Below are 22,184 nucleotides of genomic sequence, written 5' to 3'. Positions count from 1 at the left end.
GGTAGGCAGCCGCACGTACCAGGGTGCGGAGAGTCGGCGGTGCGACGGGCTGTCCCGTCGCACCGTCACTTCTTTGCCGCCCCACCTGCCCCACTTGCCCCACTTGCCCCGCTTGCCTTGGCGGCCTTGGCCTCCTGCTTGAACGCCCGGACCTTCACCAGTGAGGCGGGTCCGGTGATGTCCGCCACGGAGCGGAAGCTGTTCTTCTCGCCGTACGCGCCCGCAGCCTCGCGCCAGCCCTCGGGCTGCACGCCGAGCTGCTTGCCGAGCAGGGCCAGGAAGATCTGCGCCTTCTGTCTGCCGAACCCCGGTAGCTCCTCCAGTCGCGCCAGCAGCTCCGGGCCGGTGGCCGCGTCCCGCCACAGCGTCTCGGCGTCGCCGTCGTAGTGCTCGTCCAGGTACGCGCACAACTGCTGGATGCGCTTGGCCATCGAGCCCGGGTAGCGGTGGACCGCCGGCTTCTCCGAGCAGAGCGCGGCGAAGGCCTCCGGATCGTAGTCGGCGATCCGGTGGGCGTCGAGGTCGCCACCGCCGAGTCGCTCCAGCAGGGTGTGGGGGCCGGAGAAGGCCCACTCCATGGGCACCTGCTGGTCCAACAGCATGCCGATCAGCGCCGCCAGCGGGCTGCGGCTGAGCAGCGCGTCGGCGTCCGGATTCTGGGCGAGGCGGAGATCGGTTGCCATGGCGGGCCCCTTCCTGCCGGTCCTGCGGGCGGAGCATGTCGTGCACGTCCAGCGTGTCCTGCGTGTCCTGCTGGGACATCGCCCATTCTCCGCGCCGCGCACCGGACGCGCCCGTGGATCCGTCGGGAATCACCCGTCCGTGTCGCACGCATGCTCGGGCCGGGTCGTCATGCTCTCCGACCTGCACACTTTTCTGCGAACGCTGTGTGCAGTATCTTGCATCATGAACTGCGAACGACGATCGCAGATTCCGTCGCCTGAGACCGACGGAGAAGGGACGTTCCCCATGTCCGAGAGCACCATCCAGGCCGGCGCGCCCGTCTGGACGCCCACCCGGTACGCCCACAACCGCGCGCACGGTCGGCAGGTCGACATCGCCTACGACCGGCTCCGGGGCTCCGAAGGCGGCGAGCCGCTGCTGCTGATCATGGGCTTGGCCACCGCACGGTTCTGGTGGCCCGCCGGGCTCTGCCAGGCCTTCGCCGACGCGGGGTTCGACGTGGTCCGCTACGACCAGCGCGACGCGGGCGAGTCGACCCGGATGCCGCCGACCGAGACCACCAATCCGTTCAAGGCACTGTTCGGCAGGCGCGGCGACGCCTACACCTCCGAGGACATGACCGACGACGGCATCGCGGTGATGGACGCCCTGGGCTGGGAACGCGCGCACGTCTTCGGGCACTCGCTCGGGGGCCTGATCGCGCAGCGGATCGCCCTGCGCCATCCCGACCGGGTGCTGTCGGTGACCTCGTCGGCGGCGCTCCCGAGCGACGTCTCCGGACTGCGGGTGCTGCGCTACCTCCGCTTCGGTCTGTTGGCCAAGCTGTCCCGGGCCACGTTCCCGGAGGGGCGCGAGGGCGACATCGAGGCCTCACTCGCGGTCTGGCGCGGCATCGCCTCACCCGCCTACCCGTTCGACGAGGACGCCGCCCGGGCCTGGGTCGAGGCGGAGGTGGACAGCGGCCCGCGCGACGCCAAGGCGCAGAGCCGCCAGATCGGCGCGCAGTGGCACGGCGCGCGCCTGCGCGAGCTGCGCCACCCGACTCTGGTGCTGCACGGGGAGCAGGACCCGATCCTCCGTGCCGCCGCCGGGCGGACCACCGCCGGGACGGTCGCCGGGTCCCGGCTGCGGATCTTCCCCGGCGTGGGCCACGACCTGCCCGCCGCGCTGTGGCCCACCGTCGCGGACGAGGTCCGCGACCTCGCCGACGCGGCGCGGGCGTAGCCATCGTGCGACGACGCTCCACACGCTCCTGAACGCTCACCTGAACAACCCGCCTGAACCCCGACGACGGAGGACACGACGAACGTGGCGATCCTCGGAACCCTGCTCAAGAACAAGCGCGCGGGCGAGGCACAGCTTGCCTGGAACCTGCCGCAGTTGACCGGTCGCGAGACCATCGACCTGTCCAGCCACGACTTCGCCCACGGCGGCGACATCCCGCAGCGCCACGCAGGTCGCCGCGCAGGCGGCGAGAACCTCTCACCGGCGCTCTCCTGGACGGGAGTTCCGGCGGACGCTGAGCAACTCCTGTTGGTCGTCGAGGATGTGGACTCGCCGACGCGTGCGCCCTTCGTCCACTGCCTCGCGCTGCTCGCCCCGACCATCGACGGGATCCCGGCCGGCGCGCTCAACGCCGGTGCTGCAGAAAGCGCTTCGGGTGCTTCGGGCGGGACCGGCAGGGCCGCCACGTCCGCCGCGTCCGCCGAGTCCACCATGTCCGCCGCCGACGGCGTACGGGTGCTGCGCTGGGGGATGCGCCGCGGCTACCTGGGGCCGGAGCCGATCAAGGGCCACGGCCCGCACCGTTACGTCTTCCAACTCTTCGCCCTGGGCGCGCCCGTGGCCACCGGCTCCGGAGACGCCCCGCTGGAGACCGCCAAGCCCCGCGCCCTCCTCGCGGCCGTGACCGGCCCCGTCCTCGCCCGTGGTCGCCTCGACGGCAGCTACGAGCGCTGACCCCTCCGGATTTGTCGGCACGCCACGAAATGTTGGAAATGCGTCGCTGATCCTGGCGGGCTACAGAGAGATCTGCGAACCCGATCGTTCCGCGTTTTTCTTTCCCCCGCGAAAAGAAAATAGAGACCGGCGCAATGCCTGTTGGGCGGCGTCCAACGAGCCTCCCCCAGAAGGAAGGTCGCCTGCTGCGGATGCCGGGCATCTTTGGCAGAATGAACAGGCAATTTGCGAACTGCTGGGGGGATGAATGTGCACTGACCCGGACTCAGAGGACAAGACAGCCGTCGAGCTCTGCGAGGAGGGTCTCCACTTCTACGGAGAGCTGCTGAAAGGCGGGAGCGTCGCACGCGAGTGCCCCCCGTGTCTGCTGGAGCTCGGCCTGGTCAAGCGGCTGCCCGAGGGGGGTTTGACCGCATTGGCGCCGCAGACGGCCCTCTGGGGGCGCATGGAGCAGTTGGAGCAGGTGATCGTGAACCGCAGGCGGGCGCTCGACAACCTGCACCGCAGCGTCTCCGAGGCTGAGCGCGTCTACCGGGAAAGCTACAGTCCGACCGGCTCGGCCATGGTTCGCGCCGTGATCGGCGCCGAGGCCATCAGCGCCACGCTCTCTGCCACCGTGAGCGCCTGCCAGAGCGAGCTGCTCACCGCCCAGCCCGGCGGCGGGCGTCCGCCGGAGTTACTGGAGCGGGCACTGTCCGACGATCTGTCCGCTCTGGCCAGAGGCGTGCAGCAGCGGACGATCTACCAGCACACGATCCGCTCGCACGCGCCGACGCTCGGCTACGCCGAGAAGATCGCCGAGGCAGGTGGCGAGATCCGCACGGTGGACGAGGTCTTCGACCGGCTGATCATCTGTGACCGGCGGACTGCGTTCGTCCCGGACCCGGCGGCCAACCGCCGTGATCTCGCGCTCGCGATCGAGCATCCGGGCGTGGTGCGCTACCTGGTGGGCATGTTCGACCACATCTGGCAGCGCGCGGTCCCGCTCCAGCCGAACCACTCCACTCCGACGTCGGCCGCGGTGACGGACGAAGTGCGCCGCGCAGTGCTCCGGCACATGATCAACGGCTACACGGACAGCGCGATTGCCGCGCGACTGGGCATGAGTCTGCGCAGCGTCACCAACCACGTGCGCTGGGCCGCCGACTTCTTCGGCAGTCGCAGCCGGGCCCAGCTCGCGTATCTGCTGGCTCGGAGCGGGTTCCTCGAAGAGGACTGATGCCGCGGGAGGTGCCTGAACGCCGAAGGCGCCTGAACGAGGGCTGTCCTGGCGGCCTGAGGCCGCCAGGACAGTTCCGAGCCAGGGAGTGTCCGATGCTCAGGGGGCGGAGACCGTCGGGACCGAACCGCCCCACTGGGAATCGGCGACGGCCCCGGACGTGCCGTGGCCGGCGTTGAAGCCGGTGAGAGCGGCGGCAGTGAGGATGACACCGGCCAGTGCGCAGCCGACCCACAGCTTCTTCATTTCCAGTCCATTCGTTGCGTCGGCGGGAGCATCGACAGGGGCATGAGCAGCGGCATCAGCAGGATTCGGCACGGAATCCGGCTACCGGTTGACAGCATGCGGGCTTCGGATCGGCGCGTTCGACCGCGCAGGGCAAGGGAGTTGGCAATGCGCAAACAAGTAGGCAGGACGGATCGGGCGTGATGCGGGCATAAGCCGCGACCGACGAGACCACCGAGTTGACGATTGATCAGATCCGGCCGACCGTGCGAGCGGCACCAAGGAGCGCCGCCCGCAGGCCGGTTCACGCGTCGAAGTCGAGAGCGATCTCGGGTGTCGCCGGCCGGGCCCGACAGGGGAGCGTGTACCCGCGCGCGAGGTCCTTCTCGGTGAGCGCGTACTGCCGCCCGAGGACCACCTCACCGGAGACGACTCTGGCCCGGCACACCCCGCACAGGCCGTCGCGACAGGAGTACGGCACGTCCGGCTGCGCGCGGAGTACCGCGTCCAGCACGGACTCGTCCTCCGGGTCCATGGTGAGGTCGGTGGCCTCGCCGTCGAAGTACACGGTGATCCGCCCGAACCGGCCCGGGGCGGCCGGTGGATCCTCCGGCCGGTCGCCGGCCGAGAAGAGCTCAAAGCGCACGACGCCCTCGTCGGCGCCCCAGTCGGCGAGTGCCTTGCGTGCCGTCTCCACCAAGCCCCAGGGGCCGCACAGGTAGAAGTACCGGTGCGCGGCGGGGCGGTCGGCCCCGACCATGGCCAGGAGCTCCGGCAGCCGCTCCTGGTCGATGCGGCCGGCGGGCGGTGCCGTGGGCCCGGTCTCCCTCGACAGCACATGCAGCACCGAGAAGCGGTCGTGGTACCGCCGTTCCAGGGTGTCCACGTCGTCCGCCAACAGCACCGACCCCATGGTCCGGTTGGCGTAGAGCAGGGAGACCCGGCACGTCGGGTCCTCCCGCAGCGCGGCCGACGCCATGCTCAGGAGCGGAGTGATGCCGCTGCCTCCGGCGATCAGTACGTGGTGTCCCCCCGGGGCGTCGGCGAGGTGGAAGTCGCCGGCCGGTCCGGCGACCTCCAGGACGTCGCCGACGGTCAGGCCGTTGGCGGCGTACTCCGCGAACCCGCCCGGGCCGAGCCGCTTGACCACCAGTCGCAGGCAGGCCGGATCGTCGGGCGGCGGGCAGACCGAGTAACTGCGGCGGAGTTCGCGCCCCGCCAGCATGTGACGGATGGTCACGTGCTGGCCGGGCCTGTGGGTGAACGTCTCCACGAGGGGTTCCGGCACGTCCAGTGTGAGCGAAACGGCGTCGTCACCGACCCGGCGTACGGATGCGACCCGCAGGCGGTGCCATCCGGCGGCACCGTGCGCACCGTGCGCACCGTGCGCACCGCGCGTCTCCCCGGAACCCTTGATCACTGGAGCCACCGAACCAGCCTTTCCATCCCTGTTCCCACCCCTGCCCCCCTGCCCCGTGTCCACCGCCGACCGCGCCCGCTATGAAGCCATGGCCCCGGCGCCCCAGACCATCGACGCGGCCGGCTGCGGGGTGATGTCCCGCAGCGCCGCGGCGATCCGGCGGACGCCCTCCTCGGCGGTGGCGGGGTCGTGGACGAACGGGAGCCGGGTCCGGTTCTCCAACGTTCCCTCACCACCGAAGCGGGGACCGGCGAGCAACTGCACGCCGTGTTGCGGAGCCGCCAGCGCCAGCCGGGAACTCACCCGTGCCCCGAGGTCGACCCAGAGCGAGAGTCCCCCGGCCGGGATGGTGAAGGTGCAATCGGGCAGGTGCTTCCCCAACGCCTCCACCAGCCCCTGGCGGTTCGTGGTGAGCATGGCTTGCCGCTGGCTCAGAAGGTCGTCGAACTTCTCCAGGAGCAGGCAGGCGGTCAGCTGGGTGATGATCGGGTTGCCCGAGTCGGTCGAACCCCGCAGCCCCACCAGCGCCGAGATCACCGACGGCGCGGCACGCAGCCAGCCGAGCCGGAGCCCTCCCCAGCAGGTCTTGCTCAACGAGCCGATGGTGATGGCCCAGTTCGACGCGCCGTACGTGGACATCGGGGCGGGCAGGACGGTGTCGTCGAGCGACAGGTCGCGCAGGGTCTCGTCGATGACCAGGAAGGTTCCGGAGACCCGGGCCGCGTCGGCGATCGCCGTCCGGATGTAGCGCGGCATCACCGCGCCGGTCGGGTTGTGGAAATCGGGCATCAGGTATGCCAGGGCGGGCTTGGTCTGCCGGATCGCCTTGTCGAGCAGGTCGACGTCCCAGCCCGTCGAGGACAGCCCCACCGGCACCGACCGACGGCGCATGGCGCGGATCGAGTCGAGGACGGCGGGATAAGTCGGGCTGTCCAGCAGGATCCGGTCATGTGGGCGGGAGAGGTGTTGGAGCAACAGGTGCCAGGCGTGCTGGGCGCCTGCCGTCACCATGATCTGGTCGGGTGTGGTCGGCAGGCCCTGACGGGTCATCCGGTCGGCCAGCGCTTCGCGAAGCGCGGGTATACCGACCAGGTCGTAACCCGGCGACTGGGTATGCCGCCTGAGGTGGGCAGCCGCCTCCCAGGTCGCCTCGACAAGCATCGGTTCGGGCGCGGACAGCGTCGCGGTGGTGAAGTCGATGTCGCCGTCGGCGCTCGCGGCCGTCCAGGAGAAGGACCGGGCGGGCCGGCTCTTGTCCGGCGGGATCGTCACGAAGGATCCGGCACCCTGCCTGCTCTCCAGATAGCCGGTCTCGCGCAGCAGCCGGTAGGCCGTTGTCACGGTGTTGCGGCTGATCTCCAGCTCTGACGAGAGGACCCGCTCGGCCGGAATTCGCGCGCCCAGCGGGATTCGGCCGTCGATGACCGCGATGCGGATCGCGTCCGCGAGGTCCGAATAGGCGGTGCCACTGCGCTGCCAATGCTCAATGATGCGTCGGATTTGGGTCGAACTGATCACAAGTACCATGGCGCCTCATCAGATGTCTTGCCGACTGGCTCCAGTGGCCGTGATCTCCAGCCGTGAGGGCTTCGGAGTTGGAAGGCACGGCGGAAGGCGTTTTTGACGTCACGGCCTACGGGAACGAGGGCGTTGAGAGTGCACGGGATATGAGCATGCGTCGAGGTGGTCCCCCGGCGCAGTGGAGCCGATGATCGCGCGATCGAAGATCCGCGCGAGCTCTCAGTCGTCCGGCGAGGTGTGACAGCTCAGCGCGGTTTCGTCGATCCGGGCGGCGGCGGTGCCGCGAGCGTGAACCAACGTGTGCATCACAGATGCTTCCCCTCGAGGGCGTGGTGCCCGGCGGCAGCCGGACTGACATGCGCTGGGTGGTAGTCGGCACGTGCCGTCACAAGATTCGCTGCTGTAACCGCGTCGAGGAAGTGGCATCCGTGGATCGGATCTGCGCATTGCGGAAGAGCGCAGGGGAGATACATGCGCATGTCAGCCGGAATCGTGCCGAAGATGAGGTCGGGGGAGGAGCTGCGGAGGTGCTGCGGGACGCGGCTCCGCTTCGGCGGCTCCGGGTCCGGCTCCGACCCGGCCCGGCCCCGGGTCGAGGTCGGGCTATCCGCCGGTCCGACGCGGGATGGCGGAGCAGAGCCGGTCGAGTTCATCCTCCGTGTTGTAGTAGTGCGGCGACGCGCGCACCGCCGCGACCGGGTGGTCCCAGGGAGCGGTGTCGGGACGGGTGGCCGACACGTTGACTCCCACCTTCCGCAACGCCCGGGACAGATCCGCGCTGTCGTGCCCCGCCACGGTGAACGCGACGATGCCGCAGGGTCGTTCACCGCGGTCGAGGACGGTCACCCCGGGCAGTTCGCGCAGCCGCTGCCGCAGACCGCCCGCCAGCTCGCCCACGCGCTGCCGGATCGCTTCGAGCCCGAGCCCCAGGGCGTACTCCGCGGCCACGCCGAGCCCGATCTGGCCGGCCAGGCAGCGCTCCCAGGTCTCGAAGCGGCGGGCGTCCTCGCGGACGGCGAGAGCGCCCGTCTCGGTCCGGCGCGCGCTGTGCAGGCACAGCTGGGACGGCTCCAGCCGGTCGAGCAGGCGTGAGGAGCAGTACAGGAACGCGGTGCCGCGTGGTCCGCGCAGGAACTTCCGGCCGGGTGCGACCAGCAGGTCGCAGCCGATCTCCCGTACATCAACCGGGAGTTGACCCACCGACTGGCTGGCGTCGAGCGCGTACACCACGTCGGCGTCGCGGGCGATCCTGCCGATCTCCGCCACCGGGTTGACCAGTCCGTTGTGGGACGGCACATGCGTCACGGCGATCAACTTCACCCGGTCGTCGACCATCTCGCGCAGCGCCTCGACGGACAGGACGCCCGTCGCGTCGTCCGGCACCACGTCGATCCGGACGCTGTGCCTGCGGGCGATGTCCTGCAGCCCGATGCTCACGCTCGCGAACTCGGCGCGGCTGGTCAGGATCCGGTCCCCGGGCGTCCAGGGGAGTGCGTAGCAGGTCATGTTCCAGGCACGGGTGGCACTTTCGGCCAGGGCGATCTCGTGCGGCTCCGCCGTGATCAGGCGGGCCAGCGCGGCGTAGCTGCGGTCCAGGCGGTCGGCGCTTTCCTCCGCGGCCTCGTAGGCACCGATCCGCTGCTCCAGCCGCAGGTGCTCGACCATGCTGTCCGTCACCGGCCGGGGTGCCAGTGCGGCGCTTGCGTTGTTCAGGTGGGCGAGTTGCGCGCACGCGGGTGTGTCGGCGCGTACCCGCGCGACGTCGATCGTCACCATGACCTCCTGGTCCAGCCGGCTCGGCGCATTCTGCTCCCCGGCGTTCCGGCGTGCATAGGGCCAAAGCGGTGACGGTGGTCCGGCCGGAACGGGCCCGCCGGCCGGGGGCCAACGAGTGCGGATTGGCCGTTGTCCGGAGCACGGCCGCGCGGAGATGCTGGGCGCGTTCCCGCCGAGGCCACACACCTGAGGCGGTCTCCCGAGCTCTCCCGATCTCACGATCTCTCACGAGGAGCACCTGTGAACCTGTCGGCACGGTTGGAAGCGGCCGGTATCCGGTTGCCCGAGGCCCCGAAGCCCGTCGCGTCCTTCACGCCTTGCCGGGTGGACGGCGATCTCGCCTTCGTCTCCGGTCAGATCGCGGACGGGGTTCGCGGCCGGGTCGGAGCGGACATCGACGCCGCCGGGGCGATCGAGGCCGCCCGGCAGTGCGCGATCAACGTGCTGGCCCAGCTCCAGGCCGGTCTCGGCAGCCTGGACCGGGTGGCCGCACTGCTCAAGCTCACCGTCTTCGTCAACAGCGTGCCGGAGTTCGAGGAACCGCACGTGGTGGCGAACGGCGCTTCCGACCTGCTCATCGAGCTCCTCGGTGAGCAGGGGAGGCATGCCCGGTCCGCGGTGTGCGTCGCCTCCCTGCCGCTCGGGGCGCCGGTGGAGGTCGAGGCGATCGTGCGGGTGCGCCCCGAGGGCGAGGCGGTGTGACGCCGCCGGTCGTCGTGGCGCCCGAGCTGACGGATGCTCAGATCGAGCGGACGGCAAGGTTCGTCGGCGAGATCGTCGTGATCAAGTTCGGCGGCAACGCGATGGTGGACGAGCGGCTCAACCGGGCCTTCGCGCAGGACGTGGTCCGCCTGCGGCAGGCCGGTGTGCTGCCCGTCGTGGTGCATGGCGGGGGGCCGCAGATCGACGCCCAGCTGGCTCGCTTCGGCATGCGTCCCTCCTTCGCGGCGGGGCTCCGGGTGACCACTCCGGAGGTCATGGAAGTGGTCGGGATGGTCCTGGCCGGACAGGTCCAGCGGCAGGTCGTGGGCCTGCTCAACGAGTACGGCCCGTTCGCGGTCGGTCTGACGGGCGAGGACGCCTGGACCATGACGGCGATCAAGCGGTATGCCGAGGTGGACGGTGAACAGGTCGAGCTCGGTCTGGTCGGAGACGTGTCGGGGTCCGATCCGAGCGCGCTGCACGCCCTGCTCCGGGACGGGCGGATCCCGGTGGTCTCGCCCATCGCCCGGAGCGAGGACGGGCTCGCCTACAACGTCAACGCGGACGCCGGCGCGGCGGCCCTGGCGGTGGCGCTGAAGGCGCAACTGCTGGTCGTGCTGACCGACGTGGCCGGCCTGTTCGCCGACTGGCCGTCCACCGAGAAGGTCGTCGACCGGATCACCGCGGACGAGCTGGAACGGCTGCTGCCGACGCTGTCCGGGGGGATGATCCCGAAGATGGAGGGCTGCCTGCGTGCCGTCCGGTCGGGGGTGCCCGTCGCGCACGTCCTGGACGGACGGGTGCCGCACACCCTGTTCGACCACGCCTTCGGCGACACCGTCTTCGGTGACACCGCCGTCGGTACCCGGGTCGTCCCGTAGCGACGGACGGCGTGGTGCCCCGGTGGACAACCGTCCACCGGGGCACGACAGCGGAGGGGGCGGGTCAGCCGGCCGGTCGGCTGTCGACCGCAGCGCGGCGCAGGGCCAGCCCGAACGGTTGGTCCACCGACATGAGTTCGATGTAGTTGACGTTGACGTGCGCGGGCGTCCGGTGTGCCCACAGCACGGCGTCCGCGATGTCCTCCGCGGAGAGCGGCTGGATGCCCTCGTAGAGCCGGTCCGCCTGCTCCTGGTCGCCGCCGAACCGCACCAGCGCGAACTCGCTGCGGACCATTCCGGGCGCGACGCAGGTCACCCGTACGCCGGTTCCCTGCAGATCGACCCGGAGGTTCGCCGAAAGCTGGTGCACGAAGGCCTTGGTCGCGCCGTAGACGTTGCCACCGAAGAAGGCGTACTCCGCCGCCAGCGAACCAAGATTGATGATGTGTCCGGTTCCGGCCCGCTTCATGACCGGGAGGACGGCGTGGGTGCAGTTGAGCAGTCCCTCGATGTTCGTGTCGATCATCGTCCGCCAGTTTTCGGGAGAGCCCTCGTCCAGTGCTCCCAGCCCCAGCGAGAGGCCGGCGTTGTTGACCAGCGCGGCGATCCCGCCGTCGTCGGCGGTGAGCTGGGCGACCGCGTCGGCGATCGCCTCCCGGTCCCGGACGTCCACGGCCTCCACGCGGAGCTGGTCCGGCCCGAACGTGCCGACCAGCTCCTCCAGCCGGTCGGTCCGCCGGGCGAGAACCGCGACGGCCTGACCGTCCTTCAGGAAGCGATCGACTACCGCCCGTCCGATCCCGGACGTGCCTCCGGTCACCACCACCCACTGTGTCACTGCGTACCTTCCTCGGATGTCGAGAGCTTCGGCTCGAAGGGGCAGACCCAGGCGTCCGCCACGGCCATCCCCGAGTACTGGCGTGCCTCGGAGTCATCGCCGAAGTCGGCGAGATTGGGGTTGATCGCGCCCTGCAGGGCGATCTCCCGTCGGCGTACCTCCCGCTGGATCCGTTGGTAGGCGCCGTTGGCCTTCATCCGCTCGAACTGCACGTGGGAGTTGAAGACCAGCGTCGGCAGCGGGAACCTCCGGGAGACCCGCGAGGCACCGGGATGCAGCCCGACCACGAAGAAGGGGTGCTCACCGACGCTGAAGCCGAACCGCGGCGAGGTCGGATCGGGGTCCAGCAGAGGGGACCACGGGTACCGGGTCACGTCGATCTCGTGCAGGGCTTGGAGCTGGTCCCAGAGCAGCCGTTCGAACTCCCGCTCGTCCACCGCGCCGGGAGCGTCGAACGTCGCGGCGAACGAGGCCAGCAGCGGGTCGACCTCGTCCTTGTTCCGGGCGAAGTCGACCAGCGCCGGATACAGCGCGGCGGTCGTCTCCGCCGCCGCCAGCGGGCCGAAGTGGTGGTGCACGATGGTCTTGCGGAGCAGCGCGCTCTTGCCCGCCACGCAGGCGAACGAGTCCGAGTCGATCTTCTCGAGCAGGAGTTCCCGGGCCCGTGACTCGGGGATCACGTCGGCGCTCCCGGTTGCTCCGCCGGCTCGGCGACCAGCCGGTACCGGGCCATGACCTCCAGGACGGCCCGTCGCACCTCGTCGTGGCCCGCGCCGCGCAGCCGGAACCGGCCGCCGATCTGCTCGTAGCCGCCGGTCCCGTCGAGGATCGCGCCGACCTTGGGGAGTACCTCGGCGTAGACCTCGCTGATCACACCGACCAGTGGGGTGCGGGAGACGACGCGGCTCGGCAGAGGCCGCGGCTCGGGGATGCTGACCCAGCCGCCGCCCGGTGCCGAGGTGAACTCCTCCGGGGAGTGGAACGGCGGCAGCCCCAGCGCCGCCCGGAACGACTCCGCGAAGAGGTTGACCCCGAACAGGTCACGGTGGATGAATCCCACCTCCGCGCCGCCGGGACGCAATCCGACCTCCAGGAAGACCAGTTCACCGGCGGCAGTGCGGAACAGCTCCAGATGGAACGGGCCGTCGGCCAGATCGAGCGCGTCCAGGCAGGCTCCGGCGAAGGCGATCACCTCGTCCCGCTCGGTCCCCGCGTCCAGCAGCGCCGAGCCGAGCGGCGTTCCCTCGGTGAACTCCAGACAGTTGTTCACATATGCCGAAGCACTCACGAAGTGGAAGCGGCTGTCCCTGCGGACGCCGTCGACGTGCAGGACGTCGCCGTCGATGAACTCCTCGCACTCGTAGCCGATCGGGTCGACCCCGGCCAGCACGGCGGCCAACCGCTCCGGATCGTCGGCCCGCGTCACACCCTGCGAGGCCGCGCCGGACCTGGGTTTGATGATGACCGGCAACCCGACCTCGCGCAGCACCTCCTCGGCGGTACTCGTGGCGTCCAGCTCCAGGAATCGTGGCGCGCGCAGGCCCGCAGCCGAAACCAGCTCCTTCATGCGGGGCTTGTCGCGGAAGCGGTTGACGAACTCGGGCCTCCAGCCGGGCACATCCAGTTCCTGCCGGAGTTGGGCGACGGTCAGCAGGTCCCACTCGGAGATCCCCACCACGCCGTCGAACCCGCCGTGCCGTTCGGACAGTTCCTTCGCCAGCGGGAGCACCGTCTCCAGTTCCAGATCCGGAACGACCACCGTCTCGAGCGCGTGCTCGGTGTCGAGAACCGTCAGGCCGTAGTCCCTGGTCAGATACACCAGCCGGCAGCTGTCCCGGTCGACGTAGCGGTGGTACTCGCCGAACTCGTCGTCGAAACGGTTGAGGACCAGGTACGTCGGTACGGGTCGGCTACTCAAAGCGCACCTCTCTGGCGATGCCGTGCCGGCGCTCCAGGGCGTCGGCGTACGAGTCGGCGTGGTAGATCACGTGGCCGATGCGGCTGCGGAAGTCCTCGGCCGGCTCGATCGGATCTCCCGGCTCCAGGTAGAGCTCCACCTCCTGGACATCGGGAGCCTCGCGCAGCTCCGCCACGCCGCGGACCGCGGACAGGGTCGTCAGGTCCGGCGCGGTGAAGAAGTGGATCGCGGCGCACTTGGCGCGTGGCACCTGGACCGGCGCGACCTCGGCCCGGTCCAGGCCGGCGTACGCGGCGAGCATGACCTTGGCGAGCGAGACGCCGGTGGCGATCTCGACCAGGTCGCAGATGTGGTCACCCGCCAGCCTGGCGCCCAGCTCGATCAGCACGGGATCGCCGGCCTGGAGCCGGACCTCGCAGTGGAACGGGCCCAGCGTGACCTTCAGTGCCCGGCACACCCCTGCGACGTACTCCTCCAGGCGGGCGCGCTCGCTCGCGGCGAGGTCCAGCTGGACGATGTGACCCACCTCGACGAACTTCGGCTCGGCGCCCAGCAGTTTGGCGGTCACCGAGGCGATCGCCACCCCGTCCCCGTCCACGTAGCCCTCGACACTGACCTCGGGGCCGTCGATGTACTCCTCGAGCAGCATCCGGCCGTCGAGCCCGCGCCCGAGGTCGGTTCGGGTGTCGCTGAGCATCCACTGGTGGGCCCGGCGCAGCTCGGCCAGGTCGTTCACCCGGCTGACATGCACGCTGCCGGCGGAGTTCTGCGGCTTGAGCACGGCCGGGAAGCCGACCCGCTCCGCGGCAGCCTCCAGGCTCGCGAGGCTGGTCGCCTCCGCGTATCGCGGGACACGCAGGCCGGCCGCCTCGACCGTCGCCCGCATGGTCGCCTTGTTGCGGAGCGCCGGGCCTGCTTCGACCGGCAGGCCGGGAAGTCCGAGGCGTGCGGCGATCCGGGCGACACTGTCCACGTAGAACTCGAAGCCGGGGATGATGCCGGAAAGCGGACTCTCGGCGTGCAGCGCCAGGGCGACCTCGGTGAGGGCGGCCTCGTTGTTGGTCTCCACGACGATCAACCGGTCGACCTGTTCGCGGATCGCGCGGGAGAGCTGCCGGTCCTCGGCGTCGAAGGATGCGACCACGACCTGGACACCCAGGCGGCGCGCGGTGCTGAGCAGAGCAAGCGCCGAGGTCATCGGCTCGACAACCAGAATCCGCCTAGCGTGACCAGGTGCTGAGTCAGCCATGTGAGATCAACTTTCGAGCTGGGAGCGGGATCCGTGCGCCGCGATGCTGGACGCGGCAGGTAGCCCGGGTGGAGGGCGCCGGGTGACCCGGCGCCCTCCACCCGCGGCTGCGCGGTGCTGTCGCCGAATCAGACCGAGGCCAGCTCGGTCTTCGCGGCCGTGGCCTCGTACAACTCGCCGAAGTAGTCGCCGATCAGGTCGATGAAGGCAGTCAGGTCCGCGTACGCCTGGTCGGTGGAGCCGAAGACCTCGACGGCCTGCGACACGGTGCGGAACATCAGCTCGTCGTGGTCGTGCGACTCGTCGAAGTCCAGGTGCTTCTGCGAACCGCGCACGAAGTCCTTGCCGAACGCCGCAGCCACCTTGTCGGTGATGACCTGGTTGTAGCGGTCGGAGTACCACTCGACGAACCAGTCCCAGACGGTCGTCGGCGCCGGCCCGCGGGTGTCGGCCTCCAGGCGCAGGTAGCCCATCAGCTTCTTGGTGGACGGGAAGACGTCAGTGGCCTCCAACTGCTCGGCCGTGAAGCCGAACTTCTCCAGGTCACGAGTGAACATGCCCTCGTGCCCGAACTCCTCCGCCAGGTACTTCGCGAGCTTCGCGGCCAGGCTGTCGTCCTTCGAACCGACCTTGAACAGCGCGTAGGTGTCGACCTCGTTGTTCAGGCGGATCCGGAGGACCGTCTCCACCAGGTGGCGAACGAAGTATTCCCGCTCGATCCACTCACCCGCGTGCAGCTCGCGCATCTTGGGGACGCGCTGGAACTGCTTCTCCATCAGTTCCTCGGCCAGGCCCTCCAGGCGAGCCCGGTCCAGCTTCGTTGACATATCCAGTTCCTCCTCATAGCGCCGGAGCGGTATGCCCGGCAAGGGGATGTACTGCGACGCGGCAGAAAAATCCAGAATGCTCGGGAATTCCCTGCGGAAATCTCATCGGCGGTTCAGGGAAGGACCGCCGTCGCCTCGACGCCTGCGCCGGTTTTCTCGACCGGCCCGCTGTCGACACCTGGGATCCTGCCTCGCTCGACGACCACGAGACAGGGCCAATCCGTATGCCTTGGCACCCCCGGGGGCCATGCTGTGCGGATTGGCCCTGTGCCCCCGTCCTGACGTCGATTAGTGTCCCGATCGAGTCAGTACGTGGTGTGATCGCGACGGCCGCCGACCCGTATCCACGGGCTGTGTCCGTGATCCGGCGGATTCGCTTGGCCGGTGCCGCGAAAAAGCCATTTCGGTCACCGCCGTTCATTTCTTTTCCGCACAGTGGTCAGCTCCCGTATTCGTCGACGAGGTCGGCCAGGAAGAGTCCAAACCCCGGCCAGCGAAAGGAAGCATCGTGAGCTCAGTCCGGTCGTTCACCGACTTCGGAACGCTTCGAGAGATTGTGGTGGGGAGCCCTGCGGGCTTCCATGTCCCGGATGCCGATCTGTCCCTGCGCCACTTCTTCGGGCTCCCGGCCGACCATGTCGAGTCCCGGCCGGCCGCCGGCGCGCTGGAGCGGGCCGTCGAGGAGACGGAGGAGGACCTCCAGGCGCTGTCGGAAACCCTCGTCGGACTCGGTGTCACGGTGCGTCGGCCCGACCCGTTCGAGCAGGGGCGCACGGTGTCCCTCCTGGACTGGGCCACCACGGCCAACCACGCCCTGATGCCCCGTGACTGCCTGCTGGTGGTCGGTGAACGCATCATCGAGGCGCCGATGGCGGTGCGGGCGCGTTACGCCGAGACCTTCCCGTTCCGCAGGCTGGTGCGCGAGTACTTCGATTCGGGCGCCATCTGGGTCGCCGCGCCCAGGCCGCAACTCCCGGACAGCACCTACGAGTTCACCGAGAACGGTCCGGTGCTCGCCGAGTCGGAGCCGCTCTTCGACGCGGCCAACCTGCTGCGCTGCGGCAGTGACCTGTTCTTCAACGTCAGCAACACCGGCAACCGGCTGGGGGCCGAGTGGCTGCGTCGGCTGCTCGGCGCCGAGTACACGGTGCACGAGATCTCCATCTGCGACGACCACATAGGCACCACCCTGCACATCCTGCGCCCCGGCGTACTGCTCGCCAACGCGGGCCGTCTCAGCCCCGACACCCTGCCCGAGCAGTTCCGGGGCTGGAAGGTGCTGTGGTTCGACGAGCCGCAGGACGACGGCTTCGCGCTCACCTGGCCCCGCGCCTCGACGTGGATCGGCATGAACATCCTCGCCTACGACGAGGAGACCATCATCGTCCCGGCCCGCCAGGAGGGCCTGGCCCGGATGCTGGAGAAGGAGGGCTTCACCGCTGTCCCCGTCCCGTTCCGGCACGGCCGCACCTTCGGCGGGGGCTTCCACTGCTGCACCCTCGACGTGCGCCGCGACGGCTCCCTCGCGTCGTACCTGTAGAGGGCGGTCCACACGATGAGACCGAACACGGTCAAGGAGATCAACGCGATGTTCAGCCGCGGTGGCGACGAGGTCATGGACGTGACCTTCCGCCGCGGCCGGACGTCCGATGCGCCGACCATGCATCAGTTGTCGGTGCCGTTCATCGAAAGCGGGAACCTGATCGTCCGCGACCGGGAGGTCTTCGAGTCCGCAGCCGAGGACTTCTACGTGGTGGAGATCGACCGCACCGTGGTGGCCTGCGCCGCCGTCCGCGGGTTCACCGGCCTGGCGGAGCTCTACAACGTTGCGGTGGACGAAAGTTGGCAGGGGCTGGGCCTCGGCAGGTTCCTGCTGGCGCACGTGATCGCGGCGACGCGTGCGGACGGCTTCGACAACGTGCTGGTGTTCTCCAAGACCACGCTCGCCTGGTTCGTCCGGCACGGGTTCACGCTGGCCGATCCGTCGGCGCTGCCCGAGGAACGGCGGGTCCTCATCGATCCGGACCGGGGCTCGGTCCCGCTCCTGCGCAGTACCGCCGGCTTCGAGGACGCGCTGGAAGTGCTCGGCGAACTGGGCGGGGCCCGGGTCACGTTCAACCGTTCCAAGCGCACGTTCCGCTGGGAGGCCAAGCACGACTCGCTGCTCCAGTTCGCCGAGCATCACGGCATCGACGTGGAGTCGCTGTGCTGGGGAGGAGTCTGCGGCACCTGTGGTGTCGGTCTGGCGCGCGGAACCGTCAACTACGAGTTGGCGCCGGAGGCCGGCCTGGAGGAGGGGAAGGTACTGCTGTGCATCGCACGACCGCTGACCGACCTGGTGCTGGACCTGTGAAGCCGCTCCGCATCACCGAACTCCGGCGCTATCCGGTGAAGTCCCTGGGCGGAGAGTCCGTGACCCGGCTCAGGCTCTCCGGGGGTTGCGTGGCCGGCGATCGCGCCCTCGCGATCGTCACGGCCGACACCGGCCGGGTGCTGACCGCCCGGCGGATGCCGCAACTGCTCGATGCGTCCGCGCGCTGGCTCACCTGCCTGGCGGAGATCACCCTCCCGGGTGGTGAAAAGGTCCGGTCCAACGATCCGGCGGCATCGGCTGTCCTGAGCGACTGGCTCGGCCGTCCCGTCCGGTTGGCGCACCCGTCCGGCGGCTCGCTCGCCGTCGAGCCCTACGAGACCCCGGTGCGCCTGGTCAGCGAGGGCTCGCTCAGGGCAGCGGGGCAGTGGCATCCCGAGGGGGACCGGAGCACTCCGCGCTTCCGCCCCAACATCGTTGTCGCTGCGGGCGACGATCGGCGGGACGAGCGCGGGCGCTCCAGGAACCAGCAGGCCGGGAACGGGCGGGCCGGGAACGAGCAGGCCGAAATCGAGCAGCTGGAGAACGAGCTGATCGGTCACCAGGTCGCCCTCGGTGAGGCGCTGATCGACGTCACCGGGTCCCTGATCGGCGGGAACGCGACGGCCTTCGGCGTCCACGCCAGGATCACGCGGGCGGGGTGGGTGTCGGTCGGCGACTCCCTGAACGCCCGGCCCGTCAAGAGACCCGTCCTGATCGCGGACGGGGCGTGAACACCCCCATGAGCAGACCGAAAAGGAGGAGCGCGGTGCCCACGGACCGTGTGACCCAGCTGTACAACGAGGCCTGCCTCCTTCCCGACAGCAAGTTGCACTCGGCCGCCGAGGCCGTCGAGCTCAACCCGATGCTCTCGCACTGGACCGGGCAGTATCTCTCCCGGCCGCTGTTCGTCGAGGAGCGCCAGATCCGGAGCTTCGCCGATGACGTCGTGCGGCTGGTGGGACTGCTCACCTCGCTGCCGGAACGGCTGTTCGACGGTGACCTGGACCGGTTCTGTGCGGCCCTCGGCATCGACGACCGCCGCGCCACCCTGATGCGGCGGCTGGGCCCTCCGCCGCACAACGGGCGAGCCGACATGTACCACGACGGAACCTCCTTCAAGCTGCTGGAGTTCGGCATCGCGAGCGAGGTCGGCGGCTGGGACCGAGCAGGCGAGATCCCGCGGGCGTTCCTGGAAGCGGACGCCTTCAGGGAGTTCGCCGAAGAGCACGGTCTCGGCTACACGCATCCCGCCAAGGCGGTCGCCGACAGCCTTCGACGGATCGGCGCCACCGTCCGGCCCGACGGGGAACCGGTGGTCGTGCTTCTGGAGGGCCCCGGCGGCCTGGTCGACTACGGAACCACCTGGCGCACCTTCGAGTCGGTGATGCGGGGCTTCGGACTGGACTTCCACGTCGCCGAGATCGGGGACGTCCAGGAGCGCGACGGGAAGCTGCACCTGGGCAGCCTGCCGATCGACGTGGTGTACCGCTGCTTCGAGACCAACCAGATTGTCGACGAGCCGGATGGTCCGGCTCTCGTCGAGCCCCTGTTCCGAGCCCACGAGGCCGGCAACACGGTGCTCTGGACGCCGATGTCGAGCAACCTCTTCAACGACAAGGGGTGCATGGCGCTGCTGTCCGACCCCCGTCACCGGCACCGCTTCAGCACGGAGGAGCAGACCGTCATCGACCGCGTCCTGCCGTGGACCCGTGGCCTCGGTGGGACGGGCTGGGACGGGAAGGGCACGGCTGTCGACGAGGAACTGTTCGAGCACTGTCGCGAGCGACGGGAGCAGCTGATCCTCAAACCCAGTGGCTACTTCGGGGGGAAGGGCACGATCGTCGGCTGGGAATGTGATGACGCGATCTGGTCAATGGCCCTGAAGGAGGCCGCCTCCTCTGGTTGCATTGTCCAGGAGCGGGTGGTGCCGCGGACTGAGCCGGTGGTGAACCCCGTCACCCGTGAGGTCCAGCCGTGGCAGGCGGTTTGGGGGCTCTTCTACACGCCGGACGGCTATGCCGGCACCTACGGCCGGGCACTGCCGACTGAGAACAACGGTGTCATCGGCATCAGCTCCAACAAGGGCACCCGGACGGCCGGAGTGTTCCACCACAACAGCGATTCCAGAGAGCCAGCGGGTTCCTGACAGCCAGCGGTTCCTGAGAGCCAGCGATTTCTGAGAGGACGTGAGCCATGACCGTGGTTGCGGACAAGGACGAGAGTGTCGATCCGGTCACAAGGGCCGCGGCCCGCAGGGACTTTCGCTTCATGTGGGCAGGGCAGAGCGTAAGCCTCTGGGGCGATCAGTTCATGGTGCTGGCCCTTCCTCTTCTCGCCGTCAACGTCCTGCACACCTCGGTCGCCGAGGCTCTGCTGCTGCCGTCGGCGATGTTCTTCCCCTTCCTGGTCCTCGGTCTGCCGGCCGGCGCCATCGTCGAGCGGCTTCGCCGTCGGACCACCATGCTGGTGGCGAGCGCCGCTCAGGCGGTGGCGATCGGAGTGATCTGGCTGCTGGCCGTCACCCACGTTCTGGTCTTCCCGGTGCTCTTCGCCCTGTTGCTGGTCAGCGGCAGTGGGGTGGTGTTCTTCCAGGTCGCCTACACCTCGTACCTGCCCAGCCTGTTCACCGACCCGGACGACCTGCACCGCGGCAACGCCCGGCTCTCCCTCTCCGAGTCGACCTCACTCGCCGGGGGCCGGGCGGTCGGCGGCATGGTCGTGCGGCTGCTCGGCGTTCTCGGTGCGCTGGCGGCGAACGCACTGAGCTTCCTGGCCTCCGTGCTCGCGCTGGCGGTGATGCGTCATCAGGAGCCCGCCCGAACGGTCACCAAGCGGGAACGCGGCTGGATCCGGCGGGACGTCACGGCCGGTCTCAAGTTCCTCGTCAAGCACCCGCAGCTCCAGCCCATGGTGCTCTGCGGGACGTTCTACCTGCTCTTTCTGAGCATGGTCGACGCCAGCCTGGTGCTCTACTGCAACCGGGTCCTCGGCCTGAACCAGCTCTGGACCGGTGTCGTCATGGGTGCCGCCGCTGTCGGCTATCCGATCGGCAACATGCTGTCCCCCAGGGTCGCCAAGAAGCTGGGCACCGCTCGGGCGCTGGCGAGCAGCATCACCCTGTCGGTGTGCGGCGTGGTCGTCATGCTGGCACTCAGCACGCCGGGCGGCATGGCGGGTGCAATCGGCCTGATCGCGGGCAGTGTCGTGCACGGCATCGGTGAGGGCTCCTACATTCCGACCTCCCTGACGCTCCGCCACCGGGTGACGCCCCCCGAACTCCTGAGCCGGGTCGGCGCGGTGCAGCGGTTCTCGATGTGGGGCTCCATGTCGCTCGGCTCGCTGCTCGCCTCCGGCGTCACCGCCCTGGTCGGCCTGCGGGGTGCCGTCTGGACCGGCGCACTGGCCGCGCTGATCCTGGTACCCCTGGCGCTGCTGCAACGCGGCATCCTCGCGGAGGTGCGGACCGGGGTGCCGCCGCAGGTGGAGACCGCCTGATCGGCCGCGCTCGCCCCGGGCAGGCCGCGCCCCGGGCCGGGGCGCCCCGGGCAGTCCGTGTGGGTCGGCCGGTCCTGGGCCGGCCGACCCGGACCGGCCGTCTGGGCCGGCCGGCCTGGACCGTACCGCCGTACCGCGCCATGGGTTTTCGGTAACTTCCTGACGTGAAAGGGACTTTCGCCATGCAGCAATCACCCGCGCAGGTCAAACGCCTGGATCGGGTGGTCATCCGGTTCGCCGGTGATTCGGGCGACGGCATGCAGCTCGTGGGTGACCGGTTCACCTCGGAGACTGCGTCGTTCGGCAACGATCTCTCGACGCTGCCGAGCTTCCCGGCGGAGATCCGGGCGCCTGCCGGCAGCCTGCCGGGCGTGTCCAGTTTCCAGTTGCACTTCGCGGACCACGACATCCTGACGCCGGGTGACGCGCCGGACGTGCTGGTGGCGATGAACCCGGCCGCGCTCAAGGCCAACCTGAGCGACATGCCTCCTGGCGCCGAGATCATCGTCGACGAGGACCAGTTCGCGAAGCGGGCGATGGCGAGGGTCGGCTATCAGAGCAATCCCCTGGAGGACGGTTCGCTGTCCTCGTTCCACATGCACAGGGTGCCGTTGACGACGTTGACGGTGGAGGCGCTCCGGGACAGCGGTCTGAGCCGCAGGGATGCGGAGCGGGCGAAGAATATGTTCGCGTTGGGTTTGTTGTCGTGGATGTATCACCGGCCGACGGAGGGGACGGAGGGTTTCCTGCGGGCGAAGTTCGCGAAGCGGCCGGAGATCGCTGAGGCGAATGTGCTGGCGTTTCGGGCGGGGTGGAACTACGGGGAGACGACGGAGTCGTTCGCGGTCTCGTATGAGGTGGCTCCGGCGTCGAAGGCGTTCGCGGCGGGCCGGTACCGCAACATCTCGGGGAACCTGGCCCTGGCGTACGGGTTGGTTGCGGCGTCGCGGCAGTCGGGTCTGTCGTTGTTCCTGGGGTCGTATCCGATCACGCCGGCGTCGGACATCCTGCACGAGTTGTCGAAGCACAAGAACTTCGGGGTGCGGACGTTCCAGGCGGAGGACGAGATCGCGGGGATCGGTGCGGCGCTGGGTGCGGCGTTCGGTGGCGCTTTGGG

The 22,184-nt window shown here is 69.6% G+C and carries 21 protein-coding genes; 11 read left to right on the top strand and 10 right to left on the bottom strand.

Annotated elements, in window-relative coordinates:
* Positions 1-65 precede the first annotated feature (65 nt).
* A complete protein-coding gene (locus ABH940_RS00105; RefSeq protein ID WP_370103820.1) occupies positions 66-683 on the bottom strand; it encodes an HhH-GPD-type base excision DNA repair protein in 618 nt (205 codons plus the stop codon).
* Between the two features lie 286 nt (positions 684-969).
* Here ABH940_RS00105 and ABH940_RS00100 point away from each other — a divergent pair, with 286 nt between their 5' ends.
* The 3 genes from ABH940_RS00100 to ABH940_RS00090 all read left to right on the top strand — a co-directional run bounded on the left by ABH940_RS00100 (position 970) and on the right by ABH940_RS00090 (position 3,862).
* Complete coding sequence (locus tag ABH940_RS00100) at positions 970-1,908, top strand: alpha/beta fold hydrolase (RefSeq protein ID WP_370065484.1); 939 nt, start codon at positions 970-972, stop codon at positions 1,906-1,908.
* An 84-nt stretch (positions 1,909-1,992) separates the two neighbouring features.
* Positions 1,993-2,643: a YbhB/YbcL family Raf kinase inhibitor-like protein gene (locus tag ABH940_RS00095; protein ID WP_370065486.1), complete on the top strand. Its 651-nt coding sequence runs from the start codon at positions 1,993-1,995 to the stop codon at positions 2,641-2,643.
* 247 nt (positions 2,644-2,890) lie between these two features.
* Positions 2,891-3,862, top strand: coding sequence for a LuxR family transcriptional regulator (locus ABH940_RS00090; protein WP_370065488.1), 972 nt, complete (start codon positions 2,891-2,893; stop codon positions 3,860-3,862).
* Between the two features lie 99 nt (positions 3,863-3,961).
* On the opposite strand, the gene ABH940_RS00085 is transcribed toward ABH940_RS00090, so the two are convergent.
* From ABH940_RS00085 to ABH940_RS00070, 4 genes are all read right to left on the bottom strand, one after another.
* Positions 3,962-4,108, bottom strand: coding sequence for a hypothetical protein (locus ABH940_RS00085; protein WP_370065490.1), 147 nt, complete (start codon positions 4,106-4,108; stop codon positions 3,962-3,964).
* A 283-nt stretch (positions 4,109-4,391) separates the two neighbouring features.
* Complete coding sequence (locus ABH940_RS00080) at positions 4,392-5,516, bottom strand: 2Fe-2S iron-sulfur cluster-binding protein (protein ID WP_370103818.1); 1,125 nt, start codon at positions 5,514-5,516, stop codon at positions 4,392-4,394.
* A gap of 69 nt (positions 5,517-5,585) precedes the next feature.
* The gene (locus ABH940_RS00075) at positions 5,586-7,034 is read right to left on the bottom strand and encodes a PLP-dependent aminotransferase family protein (RefSeq protein ID WP_370065494.1); all 1,449 of its coding nucleotides are present in this window, start codon (positions 7,032-7,034) and stop codon (positions 5,586-5,588) included.
* 597 nt (positions 7,035-7,631) lie between these two features.
* Positions 7,632-8,804, bottom strand: coding sequence for an aminotransferase class V-fold PLP-dependent enzyme (locus tag ABH940_RS00070; protein WP_370065496.1), 1,173 nt, complete (start codon positions 8,802-8,804; stop codon positions 7,632-7,634).
* Between the two features lie 240 nt (positions 8,805-9,044).
* Between ABH940_RS00070 and ABH940_RS00065 the strand changes: the two genes are divergently transcribed.
* Together ABH940_RS00065 and argB are read left to right on the top strand one after the other, a co-directional pair.
* Positions 9,045-9,506, top strand: coding sequence for a RidA family protein (locus tag ABH940_RS00065; RefSeq protein WP_370065498.1), 462 nt, complete (start codon positions 9,045-9,047; stop codon positions 9,504-9,506).
* A complete protein-coding gene (argB, locus tag ABH940_RS00060) occupies positions 9,503-10,387 on the top strand; it encodes an acetylglutamate kinase (RefSeq protein WP_370065500.1) in 885 nt (294 codons plus the stop codon). Before ABH940_RS00065 ends, argB begins: the two co-directional genes overlap by 4 nt.
* 64 nt (positions 10,388-10,451) lie before the next feature.
* On the opposite strand, the gene ABH940_RS00055 is transcribed toward argB, so the two are convergent.
* The 5 genes from ABH940_RS00055 to ABH940_RS00035 form a co-directional block, all read right to left on the bottom strand.
* Complete coding sequence (locus tag ABH940_RS00055; protein WP_370065502.1) at positions 10,452-11,225, bottom strand: SDR family NAD(P)-dependent oxidoreductase; 774 nt, start codon at positions 11,223-11,225, stop codon at positions 10,452-10,454.
* The gene (gene gntA / locus ABH940_RS00050; RefSeq protein ID WP_370103816.1) at positions 11,222-11,905 is read right to left on the bottom strand and encodes a guanitoxin biosynthesis heme-dependent pre-guanitoxin N-hydroxylase GntA; all 684 of its coding nucleotides are present in this window, start codon (positions 11,903-11,905) and stop codon (positions 11,222-11,224) included. Before gntA ends, ABH940_RS00055 begins: the two co-directional genes overlap by 4 nt.
* Positions 11,902-13,143, bottom strand: a complete 1,242-nt coding sequence (locus ABH940_RS00045) for an acetyl-CoA carboxylase biotin carboxylase subunit family protein (protein WP_370103814.1) — start codon at positions 13,141-13,143, stop codon at positions 11,902-11,904. Before ABH940_RS00045 ends, gntA begins: the two co-directional genes overlap by 4 nt.
* Positions 13,136-14,341 (bottom strand): ATP-grasp domain-containing protein, encoded by a 1,206-nt coding sequence (locus tag ABH940_RS00040; RefSeq protein ID WP_370065508.1) that lies wholly within the window; start codon positions 14,339-14,341, stop codon positions 13,136-13,138. Before ABH940_RS00040 ends, ABH940_RS00045 begins: the two co-directional genes overlap by 8 nt.
* A gap of 179 nt (positions 14,342-14,520) precedes the next feature.
* A complete protein-coding gene (locus ABH940_RS00035) occupies positions 14,521-15,219 on the bottom strand; it encodes a hypothetical protein (protein ID WP_370065510.1) in 699 nt (232 codons plus the stop codon).
* A gap of 508 nt (positions 15,220-15,727) precedes the next feature.
* Between ABH940_RS00035 and ABH940_RS00030 the strand changes: the two genes are divergently transcribed.
* The 6 genes from ABH940_RS00030 to ABH940_RS00005 form a co-directional block, all read left to right on the top strand.
* Positions 15,728-16,759, top strand: coding sequence for an inosamine-phosphate amidinotransferase 1 (locus ABH940_RS00030; RefSeq protein WP_370065512.1), 1,032 nt, complete (start codon positions 15,728-15,730; stop codon positions 16,757-16,759).
* Between the two features lie 15 nt (positions 16,760-16,774).
* Positions 16,775-17,572 (top strand): GNAT family N-acetyltransferase, encoded by a 798-nt coding sequence (locus ABH940_RS00025; RefSeq protein ID WP_370065514.1) that lies wholly within the window; start codon positions 16,775-16,777, stop codon positions 17,570-17,572.
* On the top strand, positions 17,569-18,303 hold the full coding sequence (locus tag ABH940_RS00020; protein WP_370103812.1) for an MOSC N-terminal beta barrel domain-containing protein: 735 nt from the start codon (positions 17,569-17,571) through the stop codon (positions 18,301-18,303). The genes ABH940_RS00025 and ABH940_RS00020 overlap by 4 nt, the downstream gene beginning before the upstream one ends.
* Positions 18,304-18,338: 35 nt before the next feature.
* Complete coding sequence (locus ABH940_RS00015; protein WP_370065518.1) at positions 18,339-19,718, top strand: hypothetical protein; 1,380 nt, start codon at positions 18,339-18,341, stop codon at positions 19,716-19,718.
* A gap of 47 nt (positions 19,719-19,765) precedes the next feature.
* Positions 19,766-21,067, top strand: coding sequence for an MFS transporter (locus ABH940_RS00010; protein ID WP_370103810.1), 1,302 nt, complete (start codon positions 19,766-19,768; stop codon positions 21,065-21,067).
* Between the two features lie 182 nt (positions 21,068-21,249).
* The coding region (locus ABH940_RS00005) for a 2-oxoacid:acceptor oxidoreductase family protein (RefSeq protein ID WP_370103808.1) at positions 21,250-22,184 on the top strand (935 nt) is incomplete at its 3' end.

The sequence above is a fragment of the Streptacidiphilus sp. BW17 genome, from assembly GCF_041262485.1.
Lineage (GTDB): Bacteria > Actinomycetota > Actinomycetes > Streptomycetales > Streptomycetaceae > Streptacidiphilus.
Note: the sequence above shows the minus strand (reverse complement) of the source record. Positions and strands in the feature narration are given on the sequence as shown.

Excerpts from the sequence above, each read along its gene's own strand:
- ABH940_RS00105 (WP_370103820.1), bottom strand. The coding sequence starts at position 683 with ATGGCAACCGATCTCCGCCTCGCCCAGAATCCGGACGCCGACGCGCTG.
- ABH940_RS00100 (WP_370065484.1), top strand. The coding sequence starts at position 970 with ATGTCCGAGAGCACCATCCAGGCCGGCGCGCCCGTCTGGACGCCCACC.
- ABH940_RS00090 (WP_370065488.1), top strand. The coding sequence starts at position 2,891 with ATGTGCACTGACCCGGACTCAGAGGACAAGACAGCCGTCGAGCTCTGC.
- ABH940_RS00085 (WP_370065490.1), bottom strand. The coding sequence starts at position 4,108 with ATGAAGAAGCTGTGGGTCGGCTGCGCACTGGCCGGTGTCATCCTCACT.
- ABH940_RS00075 (WP_370065494.1), bottom strand. The coding sequence starts at position 7,034 with ATGGTACTTGTGATCAGTTCGACCCAAATCCGACGCATCATTGAGCAT.
- ABH940_RS00070 (WP_370065496.1), bottom strand. The coding sequence starts at position 8,804 with ATGGTGACGATCGACGTCGCGCGGGTACGCGCCGACACACCCGCGTGC.
- ABH940_RS00040 (WP_370065508.1), bottom strand. The coding sequence starts at position 14,341 with ATGACCTCGGCGCTTGCTCTGCTCAGCACCGCGCGCCGCCTGGGTGTC.
- ABH940_RS00035 (WP_370065510.1), bottom strand. The coding sequence starts at position 15,219 with ATGTCAACGAAGCTGGACCGGGCTCGCCTGGAGGGCCTGGCCGAGGAA.
- ABH940_RS00025 (WP_370065514.1), top strand. The coding sequence starts at position 16,775 with ATGAGACCGAACACGGTCAAGGAGATCAACGCGATGTTCAGCCGCGGT.
- ABH940_RS00010 (WP_370103810.1), top strand. The coding sequence starts at position 19,766 with ATGACCGTGGTTGCGGACAAGGACGAGAGTGTCGATCCGGTCACAAGG.